Genomic DNA, 19,103 nt, shown 5'->3' on the forward strand with positions numbered 1-19,103 from the left:
CTCACATTTTCTAATTGATACCTACAGAAAAACGATGGCAGAGAAAAGGAAATGGGACAGTTTGGACTACATCCCTATTTCAAATGACTTTGAATTGACCGACAAGACTCAAACTATTGAAGAAAATATTATATACAACGCGCTTTATAGGGACATCAAGAACTTTTTAACTGCAGAAGAAATGAGAACTTTCAATGCTTTAAAAAATGGAGAAAAAGTAGATAGGAACAAGAAGTTTAGATTGAAGCAAAAAATTATTAAATATATTGACTTGTATTGGTAAAAAAATCACCAGTTACTCACTGGCAATTTTCGGCTTACACAAGTAGATTATACAGACTTTCTTGTCCTTTTAAATCAATAAATTTGCTATCAAATTCTGCTAGACGTTCAATCAGTTGTGGATAATCGTGTTTATTTGACAGGAGAATACCTATCAAAACTGGTCCTGTTCCTTTGTTGGCACGTTTGATGTATTCAAATCTTGTGATGTCATCTTGGGGGCTGATAATTTCATTGACAAATTCTCGAAGGGCACCCGGACGTTGCGGGAAATTGACGACGAAATAGTGCTTGAGACCTTCGTATATCAGACTTTTTTCTTCAATTTCTTGCATGCGATTGATGTCATTATTGCCACCTGAAATGACACAAACGATATTTTTTCCTTTAATGTCATTTTTGATAAGTTTTAATGCGGCAACGCTGGCTGCACCTGCTGGCTCTGCTACGATCCCTTGTTTGGAGTAGAGATCTAAAATTGTACTCGAAATCAGACCTTCATCCGTATTGACAAGTTTAGCAACATTATCCTTAGCAATTTGATAAGTCAACTGACCAACTTTTTGAACGGCGATACCGTCTGCAAATTTGTCAACAGTTTCAAGTTTAATTGGTGCGCCATTGTCAAAAGCCGCCTGCATGGAGCGGGCGCCTGTTGCCTCAACGCCGATAATCTCGGTATCAGGGCTCGCATGCTTGCTATAAAGTGAGACACCTGAAACAAGACCGCCACCGCCAACCGCAACTAAAATTTTATCAATTTTGATATTTTTGCTTGTTGCTTCATCGAAAATCTCAACTGCGACTGTCCCTTGACCAGCAATCACATCTGGATTGTCAAAAGGATCAATGAATGTTTTGTTTTCACGTTTGGCAAAATTCATCGCCGCTGTGGCTGATTCGTCAAAAGTATCGCCAACCAAGGCAATTTCAGCATAATTACCACCAAAAAATTTGACTTGTGTGATTTTTTGCTGTGGCGTTGTCGTTGGCATGAAAATTGTTGCAGGAATTTGCAATTCATTGCAAGTATAGGCGACACCTTGGGCATGGTTACCCGCACTTGCACAGACAACACCGCAGATTAGTTTTTCCTGAGGCAAATTTTTTATCGCATAATATGCCCCACGCAGTTTGAATGAGCGTACTTTTTGAACATTTTCCTGTTTGAGATAGATATTTGCACCATATTTTTCGGACAAATAGCTATCACGGCGCATGGGTGTTTGAATCACGACATCTTTTAAAACATCATTTGCCGTTAATATATCTTGATAAGTGACCATAAACTTCTCCGTAAAACTTAGAAAAAGCTGAGATAATCTCAGCTTTCTCACAAAAATCAGTGATTTTCTTGGGCTTAGGAATTGTAAATGAATAAGCTGTTCTTTTAGGCAAACTATAACTTGATTAACTAAAAAAGTTTATTCGTTTGACAGTTCCCAGTCAAATTAGTTATAAATCTTGAAAGCTGCATCGTCACTTGCTTGTGTGAAAGGCATCGCTTGACGCAATTCAGCACCAACTTTTTCAATCTCAAGATCTGCTGCTGCTGCACGGAAAGCTTTCATCTTAGGATTGCCAGCTTTATAATCGTCTACGAAATCTTTTGCAAATGCACCAGATTGGATGTCATTAAGGACTTTCTTCATGTTGGCTTTCACTTCAGCTGTGATGATTTGTGGTCCAGCAATATAATCGCCGTATTCAGCTGTGTTTGAGATAGATTGACGCATTTTCTTAAAGCCACCCTCGTATAAGAGGTCAACAATGAGTTTCAATTCATGAAGGACTTCAAAATATGCCAATTCTGGCGCATAACCTGCCTCTGTCAAGGTTTCAAAGCCTGCTTCGATGAGGGCTGTTGTGCCACCACAAAGAACCGCTTGCTCACCGAACAAATCTTCTTCAGTTTCTTCTTTAAATGTTGTTTCAAGCATGCCGACACGAGCACCGCCAGCTGCACGACCCCAGTCCATTGCGATGTCACGCGCATTGCCAGTCGCATCTTGGTAAACCGCAAAAAGTGCGGGTACGCCAAAACCTTCTGTATAAGTCCGACGAACCAAGTGACCTGGTCCTTTAGGCGCAAGCATGAACACGTCAACTGTTTCAGGCGCTTTAATGTAGCCAAAGTGGATGTTAAAACCATGACCAAACCCAAGTGCTGCACCGTCTTTGAGGTTAGGCGCAATCTCTTTTGTGTAAAGGTCTGCTTGAATTTCGTCTGGTGCCAAAATCATAACGATGTCAGATTTTGCAACTGCCTCAGCTACTGGATAAACGTCGAAACCGTCTTCTTTAGCGGCATCGAAAGATTTTCCCGCACGAACGCCAATAATGACGTTTTCACCAGAATCACGCAAGTTTTGGGCATGGGCATGACCTTGTGAGCCATAACCAACTACTGCGATTTGCTTACCAGCAAGTGCTGGTGTTTTAACGTCATCTTCATAATACATTGTTACTGCCATTGTTTAATATTCTCCTAAATTTTAAATGATGATTTAATTGTACGATTTTTCAGACAATTTGTCAAGAGAAAAGTTTTCCTTTTCTCAACTCTCTTTTAGTCGCGAGTAAATCCTGTGACACCTGTACGAGCAATATTCTTGATGCCATATGGCTTGACAACTCTCAAAAGCGCCTCAATTTTGTCGTACCCCCCCGTTAATTGAATGGTCACAGTTTTCGGTGCAACGTCAACAACACTAGCACGGAAAGGTTGAATCATGGCGAAAAGTTCCGCACGGATATTAGCTGGAGCTGAAACTTTGACAAGAATCACTTCTCGCTCAATGTGAGGCACATCTGTAATATCACGCACACGAAGAACATCAATCTGACGATTGAGCTGTTTAATGATTTGCTCAACTTCGTCCATATTTTCTACATCAATAATAATCGTGATCCGCGAAATGTTGGGCGAATCAGCATGACCAACAGAAATACTTTCGATATTGACTTGACGGCGTGACAAAACACCTGTAAAACGGTTTAAAACACCTGTTGAATTATTGAGTTTGGCTGTTAGCATTCTACGCATTGAATTTCACCCCCAACATTTCGTCGTTGTGCCAACCTGCTGGCACCATTGGATAGACTTGCTCTTTTTGGGAAATGCCAATCTCAATTACCATTGGCACATCTTCTGTCACAACTTTTAAGTCTTCGGCAATCGTTTTTGGATCAAGGAATTTGTCATGTTTCAGTCCGTAAGCCTCAGCTAAAAGTTGGAAATCTGGTTCCAAGTCAAAAACCGATTGACTGCGACGTTCTTCGTAAAATTTCTCTTGCCATTGGCGCACCATTCCTAGCGAATGATTATTGAAAAGGACAACTTTGATTGGAATATTATAACCATTTAAAATCGCCAATTCTTGATTGGTCATCTGAAAACCACCGTCACCAACAAAGACGATAACATTTTTATCTGGATTGGCAAGTTTCGCACCAATCGCTGCGGGAATGCCAAAACCCATGGTGCCGAGTCCACCACTCGTGACAAGTTGGCGACTATTTTTATAAGGATACCATTGCGCCGCCCACATCTGATGTTGCCCAACATCCGTGACAATAATGGCATCGCCGTCAGTCAGCTCGCCAATAAGTTTGATAACTTCTTGCGGTTTGTTGACATCAGATTCTGGCTCGTAGCTATAAGGCGCTTTTTGAGCATTTTCTTGAACTTGAGACAGCCACGATGAAAAATTGGTTTTCGGTTGTTCAACTGCAAGCAGAGCGTTCAAAGCGCGCTTGGCATCACCAACTACTGGCAAATGTGTTTTGACAATCTTGCCAATCTCAGCTGGGTCAATATCAATATGAGCAACAGTTGCATTTTTCAAAAATAATGACGGATTTGAAGCCAAACGGTCATCAAAACGGCTGCCAAAGTTAATCAAATAATCTGTTTCTGCAAGCGCCATATTGGCTGCATAAGTCCCGTGCATACCAGCCATACCCAAAAACAATGGATTTTCGACTGGCATAGCACCAAGCCCAAGTAGACTTGCAACAACTGGAACTTGATATTTTTCAGCAAATTGAACCAATTCTTCGTTGGCCTCAGCATAGTTGACACCACCACCTGCTAGAATCAGCGGACGTTTTTTCTTGGCAAGTAAATCAACAATTTTTTTTAGCTGCATCACATTTGGCTCAAAATTTGGCTGGTATGAGGGAATATTTATCGTTGTATCATTGATAAATTCAACTTCTTGGGCGGCAATGTTTTTCGGCAAGTCAATAACGACTGGTCCCGGACGACCTGTCGTTGCAATATGAACTGCCTCGGTAATCACACGCGGAATATCCTCAGTTTCGCGAATCTGATAGTTATACTTGGTAATCGGCATAGTGACACCAATAATATCCGCCTCTTGAAAAGCATCTTTTCCGATACCTGGGGTTGCAACTTGTCCAGTAAAAACGAGCATAGGTACAGAATCAGAGTTGGCATCGGCGATTCCTGTAATCGCGTTTGTTGCACCAGGACCTGAGGTCACGAGAGCGACACCGAGCTTGCCTGAGGACTTGGCATAGCCTTCAGCCTCATGGGTCGCACCTTGCTCGTGGCGCGAGAGAATGTGCTGAATGCCGTCATAGTTGAAAATAGCATCGTACAGGGGCAAAACAGCGCCACCCGGATAACCGAAAATCGTGTCAACGCCAAGTTTTTTCAGTGTATCAAGCACGAGAAGCGAGCCACTTTTGGCTGTCTCAAGTTTTATTTGTTTCAAATTTTATCTCTCCTTACTGATAGGATTTTCACATGTCAAAAATTCTGAAAATTATGAATTATGTTTAACATTTTATCACTTTTTAGGGTTTTTTTCAAGTGTTTTTGCTATAATTTAAGTAATGAAAACTTTATCAATTATTGTGCCTTGTTTCAATGAGGCTAAAACACTGAATGACTTTATTTGCGAAGTCAATCGGCTGACAGCAGATTTGCCTTTAACTAAAAAATATATCCTTGTCAATGATGGCTCAACTGACGAGACTTTAGTTGTGATGAAAAAATTATCTCAGCAATTTGACAATATTTTTTATTTGTCATTTTCCAGAAATTTTGGCAAAGAAGCTGCAATTCTTGCAGGATTGACTTTTTCTGACGGTGATTTTGTGACTTTAATGGATGCTGATTTGCAAGATCCACCTCAATTATTGCGACAAATGTATCAAAAAATAGTGTGTGAAAATTTTGATGTCGTTGGCTGTCTCAGAAATTCTCGACAAGGCGAACCGATTATTCGGACACTTTTTTCACGTTCTTTTTATTGGCTGATTAACAAACTTTCTCGAACTGAAATTCCCAGTGGTGCTCGTGATTTTCGGCTGATGACACGGCAAGTTGTTGACGAACTCCTGCGACTGTCAGAAGTTAATCGTTTCTCCAAAGGACTTTTTGCTTGGATTGGCTTTAAAACAACTTATCTAACTTATGAAAATATTGAACGCAAGGCTGGCAAAACTTCTTGGCATTTTTGGCAATTGGTTAGCTATTCGATTGATGGCATTGTCAATTTTTCAGATGCACCTTTGAATTTTGCGACTCTAACTGGCTTTGTATCGTTTATCATTTCCTTGATTCTCGCAGCTTTTTATATGATAAAAACCTTAATTTTCGGCGACCCAGTACAAGGTTTCCCGACTTTGATTGTACTGCTTCTTTTGATTGGCGGCATTCAACTTTTTTCTCTAGGCATTATCGGGAAGTATATCGGAAAAATCTTTTTGGAAACCAAACATCGCCCTGTTTATGTGATTAAAGAAAAAAATCTCGATTAATTTTTCGAGATTTTTCATATTTATTGATTATTGGCAATCATTTCCTGAATTTGTTCGGGTGTTAATAAAACTGCGCCTGTGTTTGCAGAAGTTGTTAGCGCTGTGTAACGTGCCAACCAGCCTGTTTTCACTTTTGACTCAAATTTAGGGACGTCTGCTTTGCGTGCTTCGAGTTCCTCGTCAGAAACACTGAGATTGATTGTACGATTTGGCAAATCAATGACGATTTCATCGCCGTCTTTAATTCGCCCAATCGCACCTCCAGCGGCTGCCTCAGGTGAAACATGTCCGATTGCAATACCGCGTGTTGCGCCTGAAAAACGACCATCTGTAATCAGCGCAACATCTTTTCCGAGACCACGACCAACGATTTTACTTGTCGGCTCTAGCATTTCTGGCATACCTGGTCCGCCTTTTGGTCCTTCGTAGCGAATAACGACAACATGCCCCGCCTTAACTGTACCATTATCAATCGCTGCAACTGCCTCGTCATGGCTGTTGAAACAAATTGCTTGACCTGTGAAAACCTTGACAGATGGGTCAACACCACCAACTTTGATGACCGAGCCGTCTTGAGCGATATTGCCATAAAGGACAGACAGACCGCCAGTTTTCGAGTAAGGATTCGATAACGGATGAATCACTTCCTCATTTAGAATCTTCGCATTTGCCACATTTTCCTTGAGTGTTTTACCTGTAACCGTGATGCGCTCGCCTTTAATTGCACCACAAGTGATAAGTTGGTTAATGATAGCTGAAACGCCGCCCGCCTCATGAACATCGTGCATGGAATATACAGATGACGGTGCTATTTTAGAGAGATATGGCGTTTTCTTGGCAATCTCGTTGATTGCAGCAAGGTCATACTTGATACCTGCCTCATTTGCAATCGCAAGTGTATGAAGTACCGTATTTGTCGAGCCACCCATTGCCATATCAAGCGCAAAAGCGTCATCAATCGCTTCTTTTGTGATAATATCACGCGGTTTGATTTGTTTATCAACCATAAACATCAAGTGCTTAGCTGCGGCTTTAATCAAGGCCTTACGTTCATCCGAAACAGCAAGCGCTGTCCCATTGCCAGGTAAAGCAAGTCCCAACACTTCCATGAGCGAGTTCATCGAGTTGGCGGTAAACATACCCGCACATGAGCCACATGACGGACACGCATTTTTTTCCAGATAATCAAGTTCTTCGCTGGTCATCTGACCATTTTCATAAGTGCCAACAGCCTCAAAAAGACTTGACAAAGTCGCTTGATGCCCCGCCATATCAAGCCCTGCCTTCATCGGACCACCCGAACAGAAAACGGACGGCACATTTGTCCGCAAGCTCGCCAAAATCATCCCAGGTGTAATCTTATCACAGTTAGGAATGAAGAAAGCCCCGTCAAACCAATGGGCATTGATAACCGTTTCAGCCGAATCCGCAATCAGCTCACGGCTCGGCAAACTGTAACGCATACCGATATGCCCCATGGCAATCCCATCATCCACGCCAATCGTGTTGAACTCAAAAGGAATCCCACCCGCCTCACGAATCGCCTCTTTAGCAATGTCCGCTAGTTCGCGCAAATGCACATGCCCTGGCACAATATCAATATAAGAATTACAAACGGCGATAAACGGTTTTTGCATATCACGGCTCGATTTCACTTGACCAGTCGCATATAAAAGCCCGCGAGCTGGGGCTTTATCTACACCAACTTTAATCATATCACTACGCATAAATTTTTCCTTCTTTCAAACAAATCTCTATATCTTCTATTTTATCATATTTCAAAATTTCGTCAAGAAAATTGTCTGAAAATTTCGGCAAATGTAAAAATGATTTGTCAAAATTCTAAAAATAAAGGCTAAATCATTATTTTATCGGCAATTGTAAACAAAAAACGCCAAGCGACGTTTTATAAATTTTTATTTTTCCTTACGTAAAATACCAAATAGAATACCTGAGATAAGTGAACCAACTGCCACAGCGACCAAATACATCATCGGACTAGAAGTTAGTGCAATCACGAAAATCCCACCATGTGGCGCCATTAACTTAATACCCAACGCACCAACAAGACCACCCGTGACAGCAGATCCGACAATAAATGACGGAATCGCCCGCGCTGGGTCAGCAGCACCAAAGGGAATTGCACCCTCAGTGATGAAAGAAAGCCCCATGACGATATTGGTCAAACCCGAGTTTTGTTCTTCTTTGGTAAATTTATTCTTGAACAAGAGTGTCGCTACAAAAACAGCAAGCGGTGGCACCATACCACCTGCCATAACAGCTGCCATGACAACTGAACCACCTGTGGCAACCGTTGCAGCTAGTGTCCCCGTCCCAAAAACATAGGCTGTTTTGTTAAATGGGCCACCCATATCAATCGCCATCATGCCACCAAGTAATGCGCCAAGCAAAACGGCATTCGCACCAGAAAGACTATTGAGAAAATCAGTCAAGCCATTATTGATTGCTGCCATTGGAATATTAACAAAAAGCATGAGAAAACCAGTCATCAAGACGCCAAACACGGGATAAAGCAAGATTGAGACAATACCATTTAGCGAACGTGGCACATTGGCAAAAACTTTTTTGAGAACGAGCATCACGCCACCAGCAAGGAAACCACCGACAAGCGCACCGAGAAAACCAGACGGCACACCCGCAAGCGCCAACGTTTTTTCGCCACCACTAGCAAATGGCACCTTACCAAAAGCAAGACCGCTTGAGGCAATGCTACCTGCCACGAAACCAGCGACAAGTCCTGGCTTTTCAGCGATAGAGTAGGCGATATAACCCGCAAGAATCGGCAACATGAAACCAAAAGCCGCACCACCAAGTTGTTTGAAAATGGCAGCTAGTTCATGGTAACTCCCAAGATTGCCAAGCTGATTTTTTGGCACACCTAGCGCATTGTCAATGAGGAAAGCAAGGGCAATTGCAATCCCACCACCGATAACAAATGGCAACATGCTTGACACACCACTCATCAGATGTTTGTAGAAAGCCTTACCAAGACTGAGATTTTCGTCAGATTCTACGCTCATTTCTCCTGTCGCTTTGTAGGCTTGGAGCTTACCAGAAAGCACTTCAGTTAGCAAGGTTTTAGGTTCGCGAATCCCCGCTGCGACTGGTTTTGAAATCAAAGGTTTGCCGTCAAAACGTGTCATCTCCACCGCCTTATCTGCTGCGATAATCACGCCTTTAGCGCGTTTGATGTCGTCAGCCGTCAGTTTGTTGCCAACGCCAGATGCCCCATTGGTTTCGACTTTGATGCCCACACCCATTGCCTTGGCTTCTTTTTTTAGCGCCTCCTCAGCCATGTAGGTGTGGGCAATGCCTGTCGTACAAGCCGTTACCGCAACAACAAAGTCTTGAGTCGCATTGTTTGAGATGATTTCCTCGACTACTGCTTCATTTTCAAATGCATTAAATGTCGCAAGCACTTCATCAGCCGTTGTTTTCGTGCGAAGTGAGTCCGCAAAACCATCCCGCATGAGATACTTAGACAACTCAGCAAGTGCCGCCAGATGTGTCTCGTTAGCCCCATCGGGTGCCGCAATCATAAAAAACAAATCAGCCGGCTGACCATCAAGCGACTCATAATCCAATCCGCCCTCTTTTTTAGCAAATAACACAACAGGCGCTTTGACTGCTGCATTTTTACTATGAGGCATGGCAATCCCAGCACCAAGACCAGTCGATGTCAAATTTTCACGCGCAAGAATCCCAGCTTTAAATTGGTCAAAATCTGTCACATAGCCTGTGTCAACCAATTTTTGCACCATCTCAATAATCGCACTTTCCTTGTCAATCGCTTTGAGCGAGAGAATCATGGCATTTTTTTGCAATAAATCTTGAATTTTCATATCTTTTCCTTTTTCCTATATTTCTTCAATTACCACTTGATTAGCAATTTTTTGAATAAAATCAGCCGTTGCCAAATCATCAGAAAAAGCGGTCGCTGTCCCACAAGCAACACCTTGGCGGAAAGCCTTGCGCGCATCATGCGATTTTTCAAACTCGCCAATAAAACCTGCAATCATCGAATCCCCAGCACCAACAGAATTTTTTACCATACCTTTAATCGCCCGAGCAAAATAAGTCTTGCCATCCGAAAATAAGAGCGCACCGTCACCCGCCATAGAAATCATAGCATGTTGCGCACCGTCAGCTAGCAATCTGTGTCCGTAGGGCATCAAATCCGCAATTGAATCAAAAGTTGCACCATAAATTGCGCTGAGTTCATGATTGTTAGGCTTAACAACAAGCGGTTGGTAAGCAAGCGATTTGACAAGAACATCGCCCTCAATATCAATGACAAATTCTGCACCTTGCGCCTTGATTTTTTGGATAATTTCCAAATAGAAATCTTGTCCGATACTCGCAGGTGCAGAACCAGCTAAAACGACAATATCTGATGGTAACAAAACAACAAGTTTTTCAAAAAACGCTGCACGTTCCTCAGCCGAGACTTTGGGACCAGCACCATTGATTTCACTTTCCTTGTCCGACTTGATTTTGACGTTTATGCGTGTATCAGCCGAAATTTTAACAAAATCAGTTGCGATAGCCTCGCTTTCTAATCTTTCTTTAATAAAGTTTCCCGTGAAACCTCCTAAAAATCCGAGCGCCGTTGACTGACTATCAAGCCTTGCGAGAACCCGCGAAACATTGATTCCCTTGCCGCCTGGGAATTTATCATCATGCGTCATTCGGTTGACTGCGCCGACTTTGAACTCTGGCAATCTGACCAAAAAATCAATGGACGGATTGAGTGTGACTGTGTAAATCATCAATTTCCTCCGTTATAATTTCGATGCTATCGTCAAATGCCGCAATTTTTGCGAAATAAGTTTTTCCTAGTTTTGATTTGTCAGCTAAGATAAACTTTTCCTTTGCTTGTCGTAAAACCAAGCGTTTAATCGTTGCCTCCTCATCATCTGGTGTCGTCACACCACCATTGCGGGAAATGCCGTTTGCACCGACAAAAGCTTTGTTAAAATTAAAACTCATCAGTTGCTGAACAGCAAAATTGCCAATAACCGCATCTGTTTCGGGCTTAATCGCCCCACCGATGATAATCGTTTTAATCTGCTTATCCAGCAAAATCGCCGCCGTATGGACCGAATTGGTCACAACCGTAATTTTATCAAATTTTGACAAAAATTCCGTCATCATGGCAACAGTCGTCCCCGCATCCATAAAGATAACATCACCATTAGTCAATTTACTGACAGCTTTTTGAGCAATCTGACGTTTTTCTTGCACGTTTTTGACAGATTTTTCAGCAACATTTTCCTCGTGCAACAAAGTCGTCAAACGCTCCGCACCACCGTGAACACGTTTGAGTTTGCCACTTTCATCAAGTTCTGTCAAATCTCGTCTAATCGTTGATTCACTGCTATCTAGCATTTGTGACAAGGTTTCCAAAGTGACATAGCCAGCTTGTTCTACGAGTGCTAAAATTTTTTGTTTTCTTTCATTTTTGAGCATTTCAGCCTCCACTTGTAAATGTTATAGTTTCATTATACATCATTTTCTATTATTTTCAAGCAATTTCTTTCAAAATATTTATTTTTCAATCAAAAACTATCATTTAAAAGAAACTTGGTCAACATTTTCCCCTCGCACATTTTCAATATTTTTGATATAATAGAATAGGTAAGCGGAGGTGGCGGAATGGCAGACGCGCATGCTTCAGGTGCATGTATCCGTATGGGTGTGAGGGTTCAAATCCCTTTCTCCGCATAATAAAAACACGAAAATCAGCAAATTTTCGTGTTTTTTATTATACAATCGCTAGCAACGCCAAGGCTTTTGCATGAATTTCAGTCGTATCAAAAAGCGGAATTGTCGTCTCTGTTTGCTTGACCAACATACCAATCTCGGTGCAGCCCAAAATCACACCTTGCGTCCCAACATCATACAAATCGGAAAAAATTTTCAAAAACTGTTGCTGAGACTCTGGACGAATTTCTCCCAAACATAGCTCGTCAAATATAACCGAATTAATCAACTCACGCTGTTCATTTTCAGGAATCACAACCTCAATCCCACGCGCAATCAGTCTTTCCTTGTAAAAATCCTGTTCCATTGTATACTTGTTTAACTATAAAAAGGTTACAAAGCTTTTGAACTAGATTCGTCAATTCTAGCCAACGGCTAAGCGGTAAAACCGCTAAGCCACGTTGTCCATAGCTTTTACGTAAGCCACTAAAGTAGCTACTTCAAAGCCATAGGCGACAAGGTAAAGGCGTACAGGTGTACGGTGAGACTTGTCAACGACGAAGTGGTGGTTCTAGTCGAAAGCGTAATCTTTTTATAGTTAAATGAGTATATAACGCGTGCCAGTCAGCCCAACCCCCGTCATACCTTGGGCAAGCAAGTTATCCGCGGTTGTATCAGCAATATGAACAATCGGAATCGTCACACAACTTTGAATCTCAGTCGCCACCTTGTGCATGGTATTGGTGCAAATGCCGATAAAATCAGCATCCGCACGCTCTAAACTTTGTGCCGCCTTACTCAAAATCTCAACACTTCTAGCCTCAATCTCAGCAAAATCAACGCTATACAGCACAATTTTTGCCGAATGCAGACCACCAAGCTGCGATTTTACCACTTGATTAATGATTTTATAATAATCAACGCTACTCTCCCAACTCATACCACCTAACAAACCAATTGTTTTTATATGCTACCTTTCAAAAAAAGAATTGCCAAGTCATGTTTACGACTAGCAATTCTCTTTTTAATTTCAAATTTTTATTTAGTATACTCATCAACCAAAGCAACAACTTCTTCCATTGTTGCACAAGTTGTGAGTGCTTTGTCAGCAAGTTCAGCCATTTTCACTGTGTCAAGACGTTTCATAAGTGAACGCGTTTGAAGAATTGATGTTGCGCTCATTGAAAATTCGTCAAGTCCCATACCCATAAGGAGTGGCACAGCGGTTTGGTCGCCCGCCATCTCGCCACACATACCAGCCCATTTGCCCTCAGCATGCGCTGCTTTGATAACATTGTTAATCAAGCGCAAAATTGACGGGTTATAAGGTTGGTAGAGGTAAGAAACTTGTTCGTTCATACGGTCAGCCGCCATTGTATATTGAATCAAGTCGTTTGTACCGATTGAGAAGAAGTCTACTTCTTTGGCAAATTGATCCGCAAGCATTGCTGCTGCTGGGATTTCAATCATGATACCCACTTGAATATCATCAGCAACTGCAACACCTTCAGCAAGCAAATTAGCTTTTTCTTCGTCAAAAAGTTTTTTAGCTGCACGGAATTCCGTCACAAGTGCGACCATTGGGAACATAATGCGCAGTTTACCATGAACAGACGAACGCAAAAGCGCACGGAGCTGTGTCCGGAACATGGCATCGCCACCAGCAGACAAGCTGATACGCAACGCACGGTAACCAAGGAATGGGTTCATTTCTTTTGGTAAATCGAAATAAGGGAGTTCCTTGTCGCCACCGATATCCATAGTCCGAACAACAACTGGCTTACCATTCATGCCTTCAAGCACAGCTTTATAAGCCTCATACTGTTCATCTTCAGTTGGGAAATCTTGCGAATCCATGTAAAGAAATTCAGTCCGATAAAGACCAATCGCCTCGCCACCATTGTCATTGACACCAACAACATCTTTAGGTGTACCGATATTCGCAGCTAACTCAAAATGTTTACCGTCAGCAGTCACTGTTTCAGCATCTTTGAGCAATGCCCACTCTGCTTTTTGATCCGCATAAGCCTTACCAGCAGCGATAAATTCAGCTTGCTCAGTTTCTGTTGGGTCAATAATGACTTCACCTGTGATACCATTAACAGCCAATACTTGACCGTCTGTCACAAGCGTTGTGATGTTATTTGTCCCAAGAACTGCAGGAATTTCAAGTGTCCGCGCCATAATTGCAGAGTGACTTGTCCGTCCACCGATATTTGTGATAAAGGCTTTGACAAATTTCTTGTCAAGTTGCGCTGTATCAGACGGTGTCAAGTCGTGCGCCACAACGATAACTTCTTCGTCAATGGTCGCAGGACTTGGCAATTTCTTACCAAGCAAATGTGCGAGAACACGTTTTGTCACATCTTTGATGTCCGCTGCACGCTCCTGCATGTAAGGATTGTCTTCCATGCCTTCAAAAATAGCGATAAACATATCTGTCACTTCTTTGAGGGCAGCCTCAGCATTTGTTTTCTTGGCCTTGATTGTTTCCTTGATTTGACCAATCATTTCTGGGTCAGCAAGAACCATGAGATGCGCATCAAAAACAGCTGCGGCCTCTTCACCAAGACTATCTACGGCTTTTTCACGGATAACGTTAAGCTCGCCAATGCTTGCTTCTAAAGCAACATCTAGGCGAGCCTCTTCGTTGTCAATATTGTCGACAGTAACTGTCTCAAATGACAAATCCGGTTGAACCAGCAGATAAGCTTTGGCAACTGCGACACCGCTAGATGCGGCAATACCTGTAAGCTTTTCTGTCATGATTAACCAGCCAATCCTTCTTTAGTCATTGTTTCAGTGATTGCTGCGATCGCATCGTCAGCATCAGCACCGTCAGCAGAGATAGTAACGTCAGCACCTTGACCAACACCGAGTGACATAACACCCATGATTGATTTCAAGTTGACTGATTTACCTTTGTACTCAAGGTTGATGTCAGAAGTGAATTTTGATGCAGCTTGAACAAGCAAAGTCGCAGGACGTGCGTGGATGCCTGTTTCAGCTACGATGTGAAAGTCTTTAGATGCCATGATTGGATTCTCCTTAGTTTAAAACTATTTTTATTGATTTTAGATAGACTTAACCAACTTTTAAAACCAACACAAATTATTGACAAATTAGCTCAAAATATTTGTATCGCTTTTATTAGGTTAGTTGCGTATAAAATAAAACCATTACATGATTATTCTATCACAAAATGAAAGGGTTTGCAATAATTACGTCATATTTATTTCTTAACTGTTCTATACCACTCACAAATCGTGGTAGCAGCCGTCATTTCCATGTAACGCAAGACTGTTTTTGGACTATCAATCACACTTGACTTGCGCAAACTTTTTAATGCGCTCAGACATTGGGTGGTGTAAAATTTGTAAACGTTTTAAAACTATTATAATTAATTTGGTACATTTTGTTAGAATTTAACAATAAAACAAAAATAGACTTTCTACACTTAGGAATAGAAAGTCTATTATCACAATTTAAATTATTTTATTTTTCTTTTTTACGACTAAATGACTAAAAATTGTCATACAAGTACTTCCTAAAATCAATAAACCTAAATTTTGTTTTATATTTGTATTTGGCAATTGTTTTTTTGTATCCGCAGCCAAATTTTGTGACTTCTTAGTTTTATCAATCGTTTCTGTTATTGAATCATCTTTCTTTTGATTAACAAATTTATCACTATTTTCAGAAAGTGGGGAAGTTTCTTCTTCCGCTGTTTCAGCAGAAATTATAGGCGTATCTTTTTTATAAATAACCGTGCTGACCCATTCTTTTTCTTTGTCAAATAAAGTAACTTCCTCCCCTTTCACAACTGCTTCACTTGCCGAATAACCTTCAATGGCAGGAGTTTTTTTATCAGAAAAAGTCCCTAACACTTCAGCTGACATATCAAATGTAAAATCAGATTTAGTTACTAAATCATGATAACTCACTACCAAGGCTAGGCTATCAACATCATCGGGTAAAGCTGTCGTACCGTCTTCATAAACGTAGTGAATCGTTCTTGAAACATCAGTTTTATTTTCACTTATTTGATGATTTAAAACAATATTATAATATTGAGTTTTATTGTCATCGCTATCATAGCTATCCGAAATAATCAAATTTACCTGTTTATTTTCTTCTACTTTAGGTAGAGCTTGTGAAATAAATTGCTTATCATTTGATGACGTCATCACATCAAAAATATAATAGCCCTTTGTTTCATACTTTTTCACAAGCGTTGATAAATCATAATTGATAGGTGTGTTAGATTTACCTGAACTTTCAATTCTTTCAAGTTCTATGGCTTCTTCTATATTATCACTACTCGTAAAAGCATCAAATACTCGGATAATGACTTTTTGAGCTTTAGTTGGATAGACAAGACTTATTTTCTTAGCAGGATTAAGCTTTGCATCGTAAGGAAGTTCTTGAAAAGATGAGCCATCAGAGTACTCTCCTACTATTAAAGGCTTACCTTTTACATCAACTTTTATATCGTTAGGATTGCCACTTGCGACAAATTTTGTCAAATCAGGTGACCGCCATGTTGTCGGAAGCATGTACCAGCCTTTTTTTGTATAGACTGCGACATTATAAGGATAAACATCCATTAACCCTATCATATCCTCAGTGAAAATTTTATTATAGTTATCATCCGTTACTTTTGAAATTTTAACGTCTAATGGAAAAGAGTCGGTCATAGAACCTGCTAGTTGATAAACTTTCGTTCCAAGCTCAACTTTATCACCAAGTGAAATTAATTTTGCTCCAAAATCAGTTGTGTTATCATAGGTGACGTTGGTTTTATCAGCAGAAGCTAGATAAACAATCAACTCAAAAATACCACTATCAGCGCTTGTTTCCACAGCCCGTTTATAATATTTGATTAACACGCCATTTTTTAAATGTTCTTGTGTATAACCTTTGGGAAGATTTTTCGTAGTCGTTTCAGGTTTTACAGTTAATAACAATTCGCCTTCAAACGTTGTCGTCATTAAATCATTTCCTGATATGTCAACTTCTTTTAAGAATTTGCCTTCTTCAGTAATATAACGCAAAGATTTAACTTTTTTAACTTTGGAGGTTGAATAAACAATTATCTCAAAATCTCCCCCAGCAATTTCTTGGGGTGGCTCAACAGATTCAATGACATTTCCCTCGTATAAATAACCAGATACATAACCTTTTGGCAAATTATTAACAACAATGTCAGGTTTTATAGTTGTTCCAATTACATCATCAATAGGATAATATGTACTTGTTGTTGTCAAGTCTTTTGCCGATAGAGGGATTTTTTTTAAGATTTTCCCTTGTTCAGTAACATAGCGCAAAGAACCATCAAAATATTGCGGAAGCACATCGTTATCATCCCACTCTTGTTCAAGTTTTCCGTCCATATCAGTACCTTCGTCATCCCACTCCTGTTCGAGTTTTCCGTCCATATTAGTACCTTCGTCATCCCACTCCTGTTTGAGTTTGCTTTTATGACTACTAGCCGCATCATCATCCCATTCTTGTGGAATTTCAGAATCAGAATCTAGCATAGGATGAGTATCTCTAAAATCTTTTACAGCTCTAACTAACTTAACTGTATTTACATCATTAGGCGTAATAATAGATTGAGCTTCTTGAAAATTACTCAAATTACTTGACCACATCACATCTTTATAATCTGACCACGACCATAATGCTATATCAGTGACAACTTTAGGATTTTTTATAAACTCTCCTGTGTGTTGAATACCGAGAGCATGTCCAATTTCATGTTCGGTTACGTTTGTGATTTTATTTCCAGAATATTTAGTTCCAAGGTTAAATGTATTTAATTTTATAAATCCGTAAGAGCCTCTTGAGCCCAGTATCCCTGATTCTTCATAGTAATCATTAAATACTAAATTGATTTCACTCTCTTTCGTTGTTTTAGAAGCTTCAATCAAAACCGTTTCTCCTAAAAGAGTATTCCAGTGCTTTACTGCCTCTCTGATATTGGCTGAAAATTTAGTATTTTGAATTTTAAAAACTATTTGCCCTGATTTATTAAAATTATTTGTTTGATACTTATCAGAACCAGTCAACGGGTTATGATTACTCAACCCAGCTTTCAGAATCCACTTCCAAACATTACTAACTTTAATGTGTACATAAGTATTACCATCAAGAGCTTTTCCTTCTTTATCCGCTTGGACAACAACACCATGGTATTTTTTTGCCAACAAAGATGAATTATTAGGAGATAAATCATCAGCTAGCAATTTATCATTTCTAGCATCTTGGTCAATCGCATAAAATTTATAACCAGTTCTCGTTACATTAGTATATTGTTCAGTTTTTACTATACTGTTATTTTTTACTGTAAGAGCAGTCCAAGCTGAATAAACTATTTTCCCATTTTTATCTGTAACTTTACTCCTGACACTTACAACACCTGCTTTTTTAGCCGTTATCAAGCCTGTACTTGAGACTGTCGCGATTGTACTGTCACTTATTTCCCATGTCGTAGCTGAAAGATTAGCGTTATTTGGCGTATTAGTAACCTTTGCTTGGAGTGTAGCATTCAGCAAAAGTTGATTAGTTGGTAAAGTCACTGTACTAGATTGGATAGAGATATAGGAAATTTTAAGAGCAACCCATGCTGAATAAGCTATCTTTCCTCCGACATCTGTTACTTTACTTCTAATTTTTACAGCACCTGATTTTTTAGCAGTTATCAAACCTGTATTTGAAACTGTCGCAATTGTACTGTCACTCGTTTCCCATGTCGTAGCCGAAAGATTGGCATTGCTTGGCGTATTAGCCAATTTAGCTTGAAGCGTAGCATTTGGCAAGATTTGACTAGCTGGCAAAGTTACCGCACTTGATTGAATGGCAACGTAACTAATTTTTAAACTAACCCACGGCGAGTAGACGACTTTTCCTACCACGTCTGTCACTTTACTTCTAATTTTTACAGTACCAACTTTTTTAGCTGTAATTTGACCTGTATTTGAGACTGTCGCGATAGTATTATCACTCGTTTCCCATGTCGTAGCCGAAAGATTGGCATTGCTTGGCGTATTAGCCAATTTAGCTTGAAGCGTAGCATTTGGCAAGATTTGACTAGCTGGCAAAGTTACCGCACTTGATTGAATGGCAACGTAACTAATTTTTAAACTAACCCACGGCGAGTAGACGACTTTTCCTACCACGTCTGTCACTTTACTTCTAATTTTTACAGTACCAACTTTTTTAGCTGTAATTTGACCTGTATTTGAGACTGTCGCGATAGTATTATCACTCGTTTCCCATGTCGTAGCCGAAAGATTGGCATT

The 19,103-nt window shown here is 40.4% G+C and carries 14 protein-coding genes, 1 tRNA gene and 4 pseudogenes; 3 read left to right on the forward strand and 16 right to left on the reverse strand.

Going from position 1 to position 19,103, the window contains the following annotated elements; translation table 11 throughout:
* A partial coding sequence (locus tag Hs30E_RS07330; RefSeq protein ID WP_228462018.1) for a hypothetical protein occupies positions 1-283 on the forward strand: 283 nt, incomplete at its 5' end.
* 34 nt (positions 284-317) lie between these two features.
* On the opposite strand, the gene ilvA is transcribed toward Hs30E_RS07330, so the two are convergent.
* From ilvA to Hs30E_RS07355, 5 genes are all read right to left on the reverse strand, one after another.
* On the reverse strand, positions 318-1,568 hold the full coding sequence (gene ilvA, locus Hs30E_RS07335; RefSeq protein ID WP_172209248.1) for a threonine ammonia-lyase IlvA: 1,251 nt from the start codon (positions 1,566-1,568) through the stop codon (positions 318-320).
* Positions 1,534-1,680 (reverse strand): hypothetical protein, encoded by a 147-nt coding sequence (locus Hs30E_RS07340; RefSeq protein ID WP_172209250.1) that lies wholly within the window; start codon positions 1,678-1,680, stop codon positions 1,534-1,536. Before Hs30E_RS07340 ends, ilvA begins: the two co-directional genes overlap by 35 nt.
* A 53-nt stretch (positions 1,681-1,733) precedes the next feature.
* Positions 1,734-2,756: a ketol-acid reductoisomerase gene (gene ilvC, locus Hs30E_RS07345; RefSeq protein ID WP_172209252.1), complete on the reverse strand. Its 1,023-nt coding sequence runs from the start codon at positions 2,754-2,756 to the stop codon at positions 1,734-1,736.
* A gap of 95 nt (positions 2,757-2,851) precedes the next feature.
* On the reverse strand, positions 2,852-3,328 hold the full coding sequence (gene ilvN / locus Hs30E_RS07350; protein ID WP_172209254.1) for an acetolactate synthase small subunit: 477 nt from the start codon (positions 3,326-3,328) through the stop codon (positions 2,852-2,854).
* Positions 3,321-5,024, reverse strand: a complete 1,704-nt coding sequence (locus tag Hs30E_RS07355) for an acetolactate synthase large subunit (RefSeq protein ID WP_172209256.1) — start codon at positions 5,022-5,024, stop codon at positions 3,321-3,323. The genes ilvN and Hs30E_RS07355 overlap by 8 nt, the downstream gene beginning before the upstream one ends.
* A 121-nt stretch (positions 5,025-5,145) precedes the next feature.
* Between Hs30E_RS07355 and Hs30E_RS07360 the strand changes: the two genes are divergently transcribed.
* Positions 5,146-6,075, forward strand: coding sequence for a glycosyltransferase family 2 protein (locus Hs30E_RS07360; protein ID WP_172209258.1), 930 nt, complete (start codon positions 5,146-5,148; stop codon positions 6,073-6,075).
* 20 nt (positions 6,076-6,095) lie between these two features.
* Here Hs30E_RS07360 and ilvD read toward each other — a convergent pair whose 3' ends face one another.
* From ilvD to Hs30E_RS07380, 5 genes and pseudogenes are all read right to left on the reverse strand, one after another.
* Complete coding sequence (ilvD, locus tag Hs30E_RS07365) at positions 6,096-7,802, reverse strand: dihydroxy-acid dehydratase (RefSeq protein ID WP_172209260.1); 1,707 nt, start codon at positions 7,800-7,802, stop codon at positions 6,096-6,098.
* Positions 7,803-7,991: 189 nt separating this feature from the next.
* Positions 7,992-9,449, reverse strand: a pseudogene (locus Hs30E_RS07370) (PTS fructose transporter subunit IIC); the annotation flags it as partial.
* Positions 9,450-9,557: 108 nt separating this feature from the next.
* Positions 9,558-9,938, reverse strand: a pseudogene (locus Hs30E_RS11555) (fructose PTS transporter subunit IIA); the annotation flags it as partial.
* A 15-nt stretch (positions 9,939-9,953) separates the two neighbouring features.
* A complete protein-coding gene (gene pfkB / locus Hs30E_RS07375) occupies positions 9,954-10,865 on the reverse strand; it encodes a 1-phosphofructokinase (protein ID WP_172209264.1) in 912 nt (303 codons plus the stop codon).
* The gene (locus Hs30E_RS07380) at positions 10,831-11,565 is read right to left on the reverse strand and encodes a DeoR/GlpR family DNA-binding transcription regulator (RefSeq protein WP_172209266.1); all 735 of its coding nucleotides are present in this window, start codon (positions 11,563-11,565) and stop codon (positions 10,831-10,833) included. The genes pfkB and Hs30E_RS07380 overlap by 35 nt, the downstream gene beginning before the upstream one ends.
* Before the next feature lie 172 nt (positions 11,566-11,737).
* On the opposite strand from Hs30E_RS07380, the gene Hs30E_RS07385 reads away from it, so the two are divergent.
* Positions 11,738-11,820 (forward strand) — tRNA-Leu (locus Hs30E_RS07385).
* Between the two features lie 40 nt (positions 11,821-11,860).
* Here the strand turns inward: Hs30E_RS07385 and Hs30E_RS07390 are convergent.
* From Hs30E_RS07390 to Hs30E_RS11560, 6 genes and pseudogenes are all read right to left on the reverse strand, one after another.
* Positions 11,861-12,166, reverse strand: coding sequence for an aspartate/glutamate racemase family protein (locus tag Hs30E_RS07390; RefSeq protein WP_172209268.1), 306 nt, complete (start codon positions 12,164-12,166; stop codon positions 11,861-11,863).
* A gap of 237 nt (positions 12,167-12,403) precedes the next feature.
* Positions 12,404-12,766 (reverse strand): annotated as a pseudogene (locus Hs30E_RS07395) (aspartate/glutamate racemase family protein); the annotation flags it as partial.
* Between the two features lie 71 nt (positions 12,767-12,837).
* Complete coding sequence (gene ptsP, locus Hs30E_RS07400; protein ID WP_172209270.1) at positions 12,838-14,565, reverse strand: phosphoenolpyruvate--protein phosphotransferase; 1,728 nt, start codon at positions 14,563-14,565, stop codon at positions 12,838-12,840.
* Positions 14,566-14,567: 2 nt separating this feature from the next.
* Positions 14,568-14,834: a phosphocarrier protein HPr gene (locus Hs30E_RS07405; protein WP_172209272.1), complete on the reverse strand. Its 267-nt coding sequence runs from the start codon at positions 14,832-14,834 to the stop codon at positions 14,568-14,570.
* Positions 14,835-15,284: 450 nt separating this feature from the next.
* Complete coding sequence (locus Hs30E_RS07410; protein ID WP_267130238.1) at positions 15,285-18,980, reverse strand: Ig-like domain-containing protein; 3,696 nt, start codon at positions 18,978-18,980, stop codon at positions 15,285-15,287.
* Between the two features lie 6 nt (positions 18,981-18,986).
* Positions 18,987-19,103: pseudogene (locus Hs30E_RS11560) on the reverse strand (Ig-like domain-containing protein); the annotation flags it as partial.

It is taken from the genome of Pseudolactococcus hodotermopsidis (assembly GCF_011170085.1).
Taxonomy (GTDB): domain Bacteria; phylum Bacillota; class Bacilli; order Lactobacillales; family Streptococcaceae; genus Pseudolactococcus; species Pseudolactococcus hodotermopsidis.

Coding starts and splice junctions, on each gene's coding strand:
- Hs30E_RS07390 (WP_172209268.1), bottom strand. CDS start 12,166: ATGGAACAGGATTTTTACAAGGAAAGACTGATTGCGCGTGGGATTGAG.
- Hs30E_RS07380 (WP_172209266.1), bottom strand. CDS start 11,565: ATGCTCAAAAATGAAAGAAAACAAAAAATTTTAGCACTCGTAGAACAA.
- ilvD (WP_172209260.1), bottom strand. CDS start 7,802: ATGCGTAGTGATATGATTAAAGTTGGTGTAGATAAAGCCCCAGCTCGC.
- Hs30E_RS07360 (WP_172209258.1), top strand. CDS start 5,146: ATGAAAACTTTATCAATTATTGTGCCTTGTTTCAATGAGGCTAAAACA.
- ptsP (WP_172209270.1), bottom strand. CDS start 14,565: ATGACAGAAAAGCTTACAGGTATTGCCGCATCTAGCGGTGTCGCAGTT.
- ilvN (WP_172209254.1), bottom strand. CDS start 3,328: ATGCGTAGAATGCTAACAGCCAAACTCAATAATTCAACAGGTGTTTTA.
- Hs30E_RS07405 (WP_172209272.1), bottom strand. CDS start 14,834: ATGGCATCTAAAGACTTTCACATCGTAGCTGAAACAGGCATCCACGCA.
- pfkB (WP_172209264.1), bottom strand. CDS start 10,865: ATGATTTACACAGTCACACTCAATCCGTCCATTGATTTTTTGGTCAGA.
- ilvA (WP_172209248.1), bottom strand. CDS start 1,568: ATGGTCACTTATCAAGATATATTAACGGCAAATGATGTTTTAAAAGAT.
- ilvC (WP_172209252.1), bottom strand. CDS start 2,756: ATGGCAGTAACAATGTATTATGAAGATGACGTTAAAACACCAGCACTT.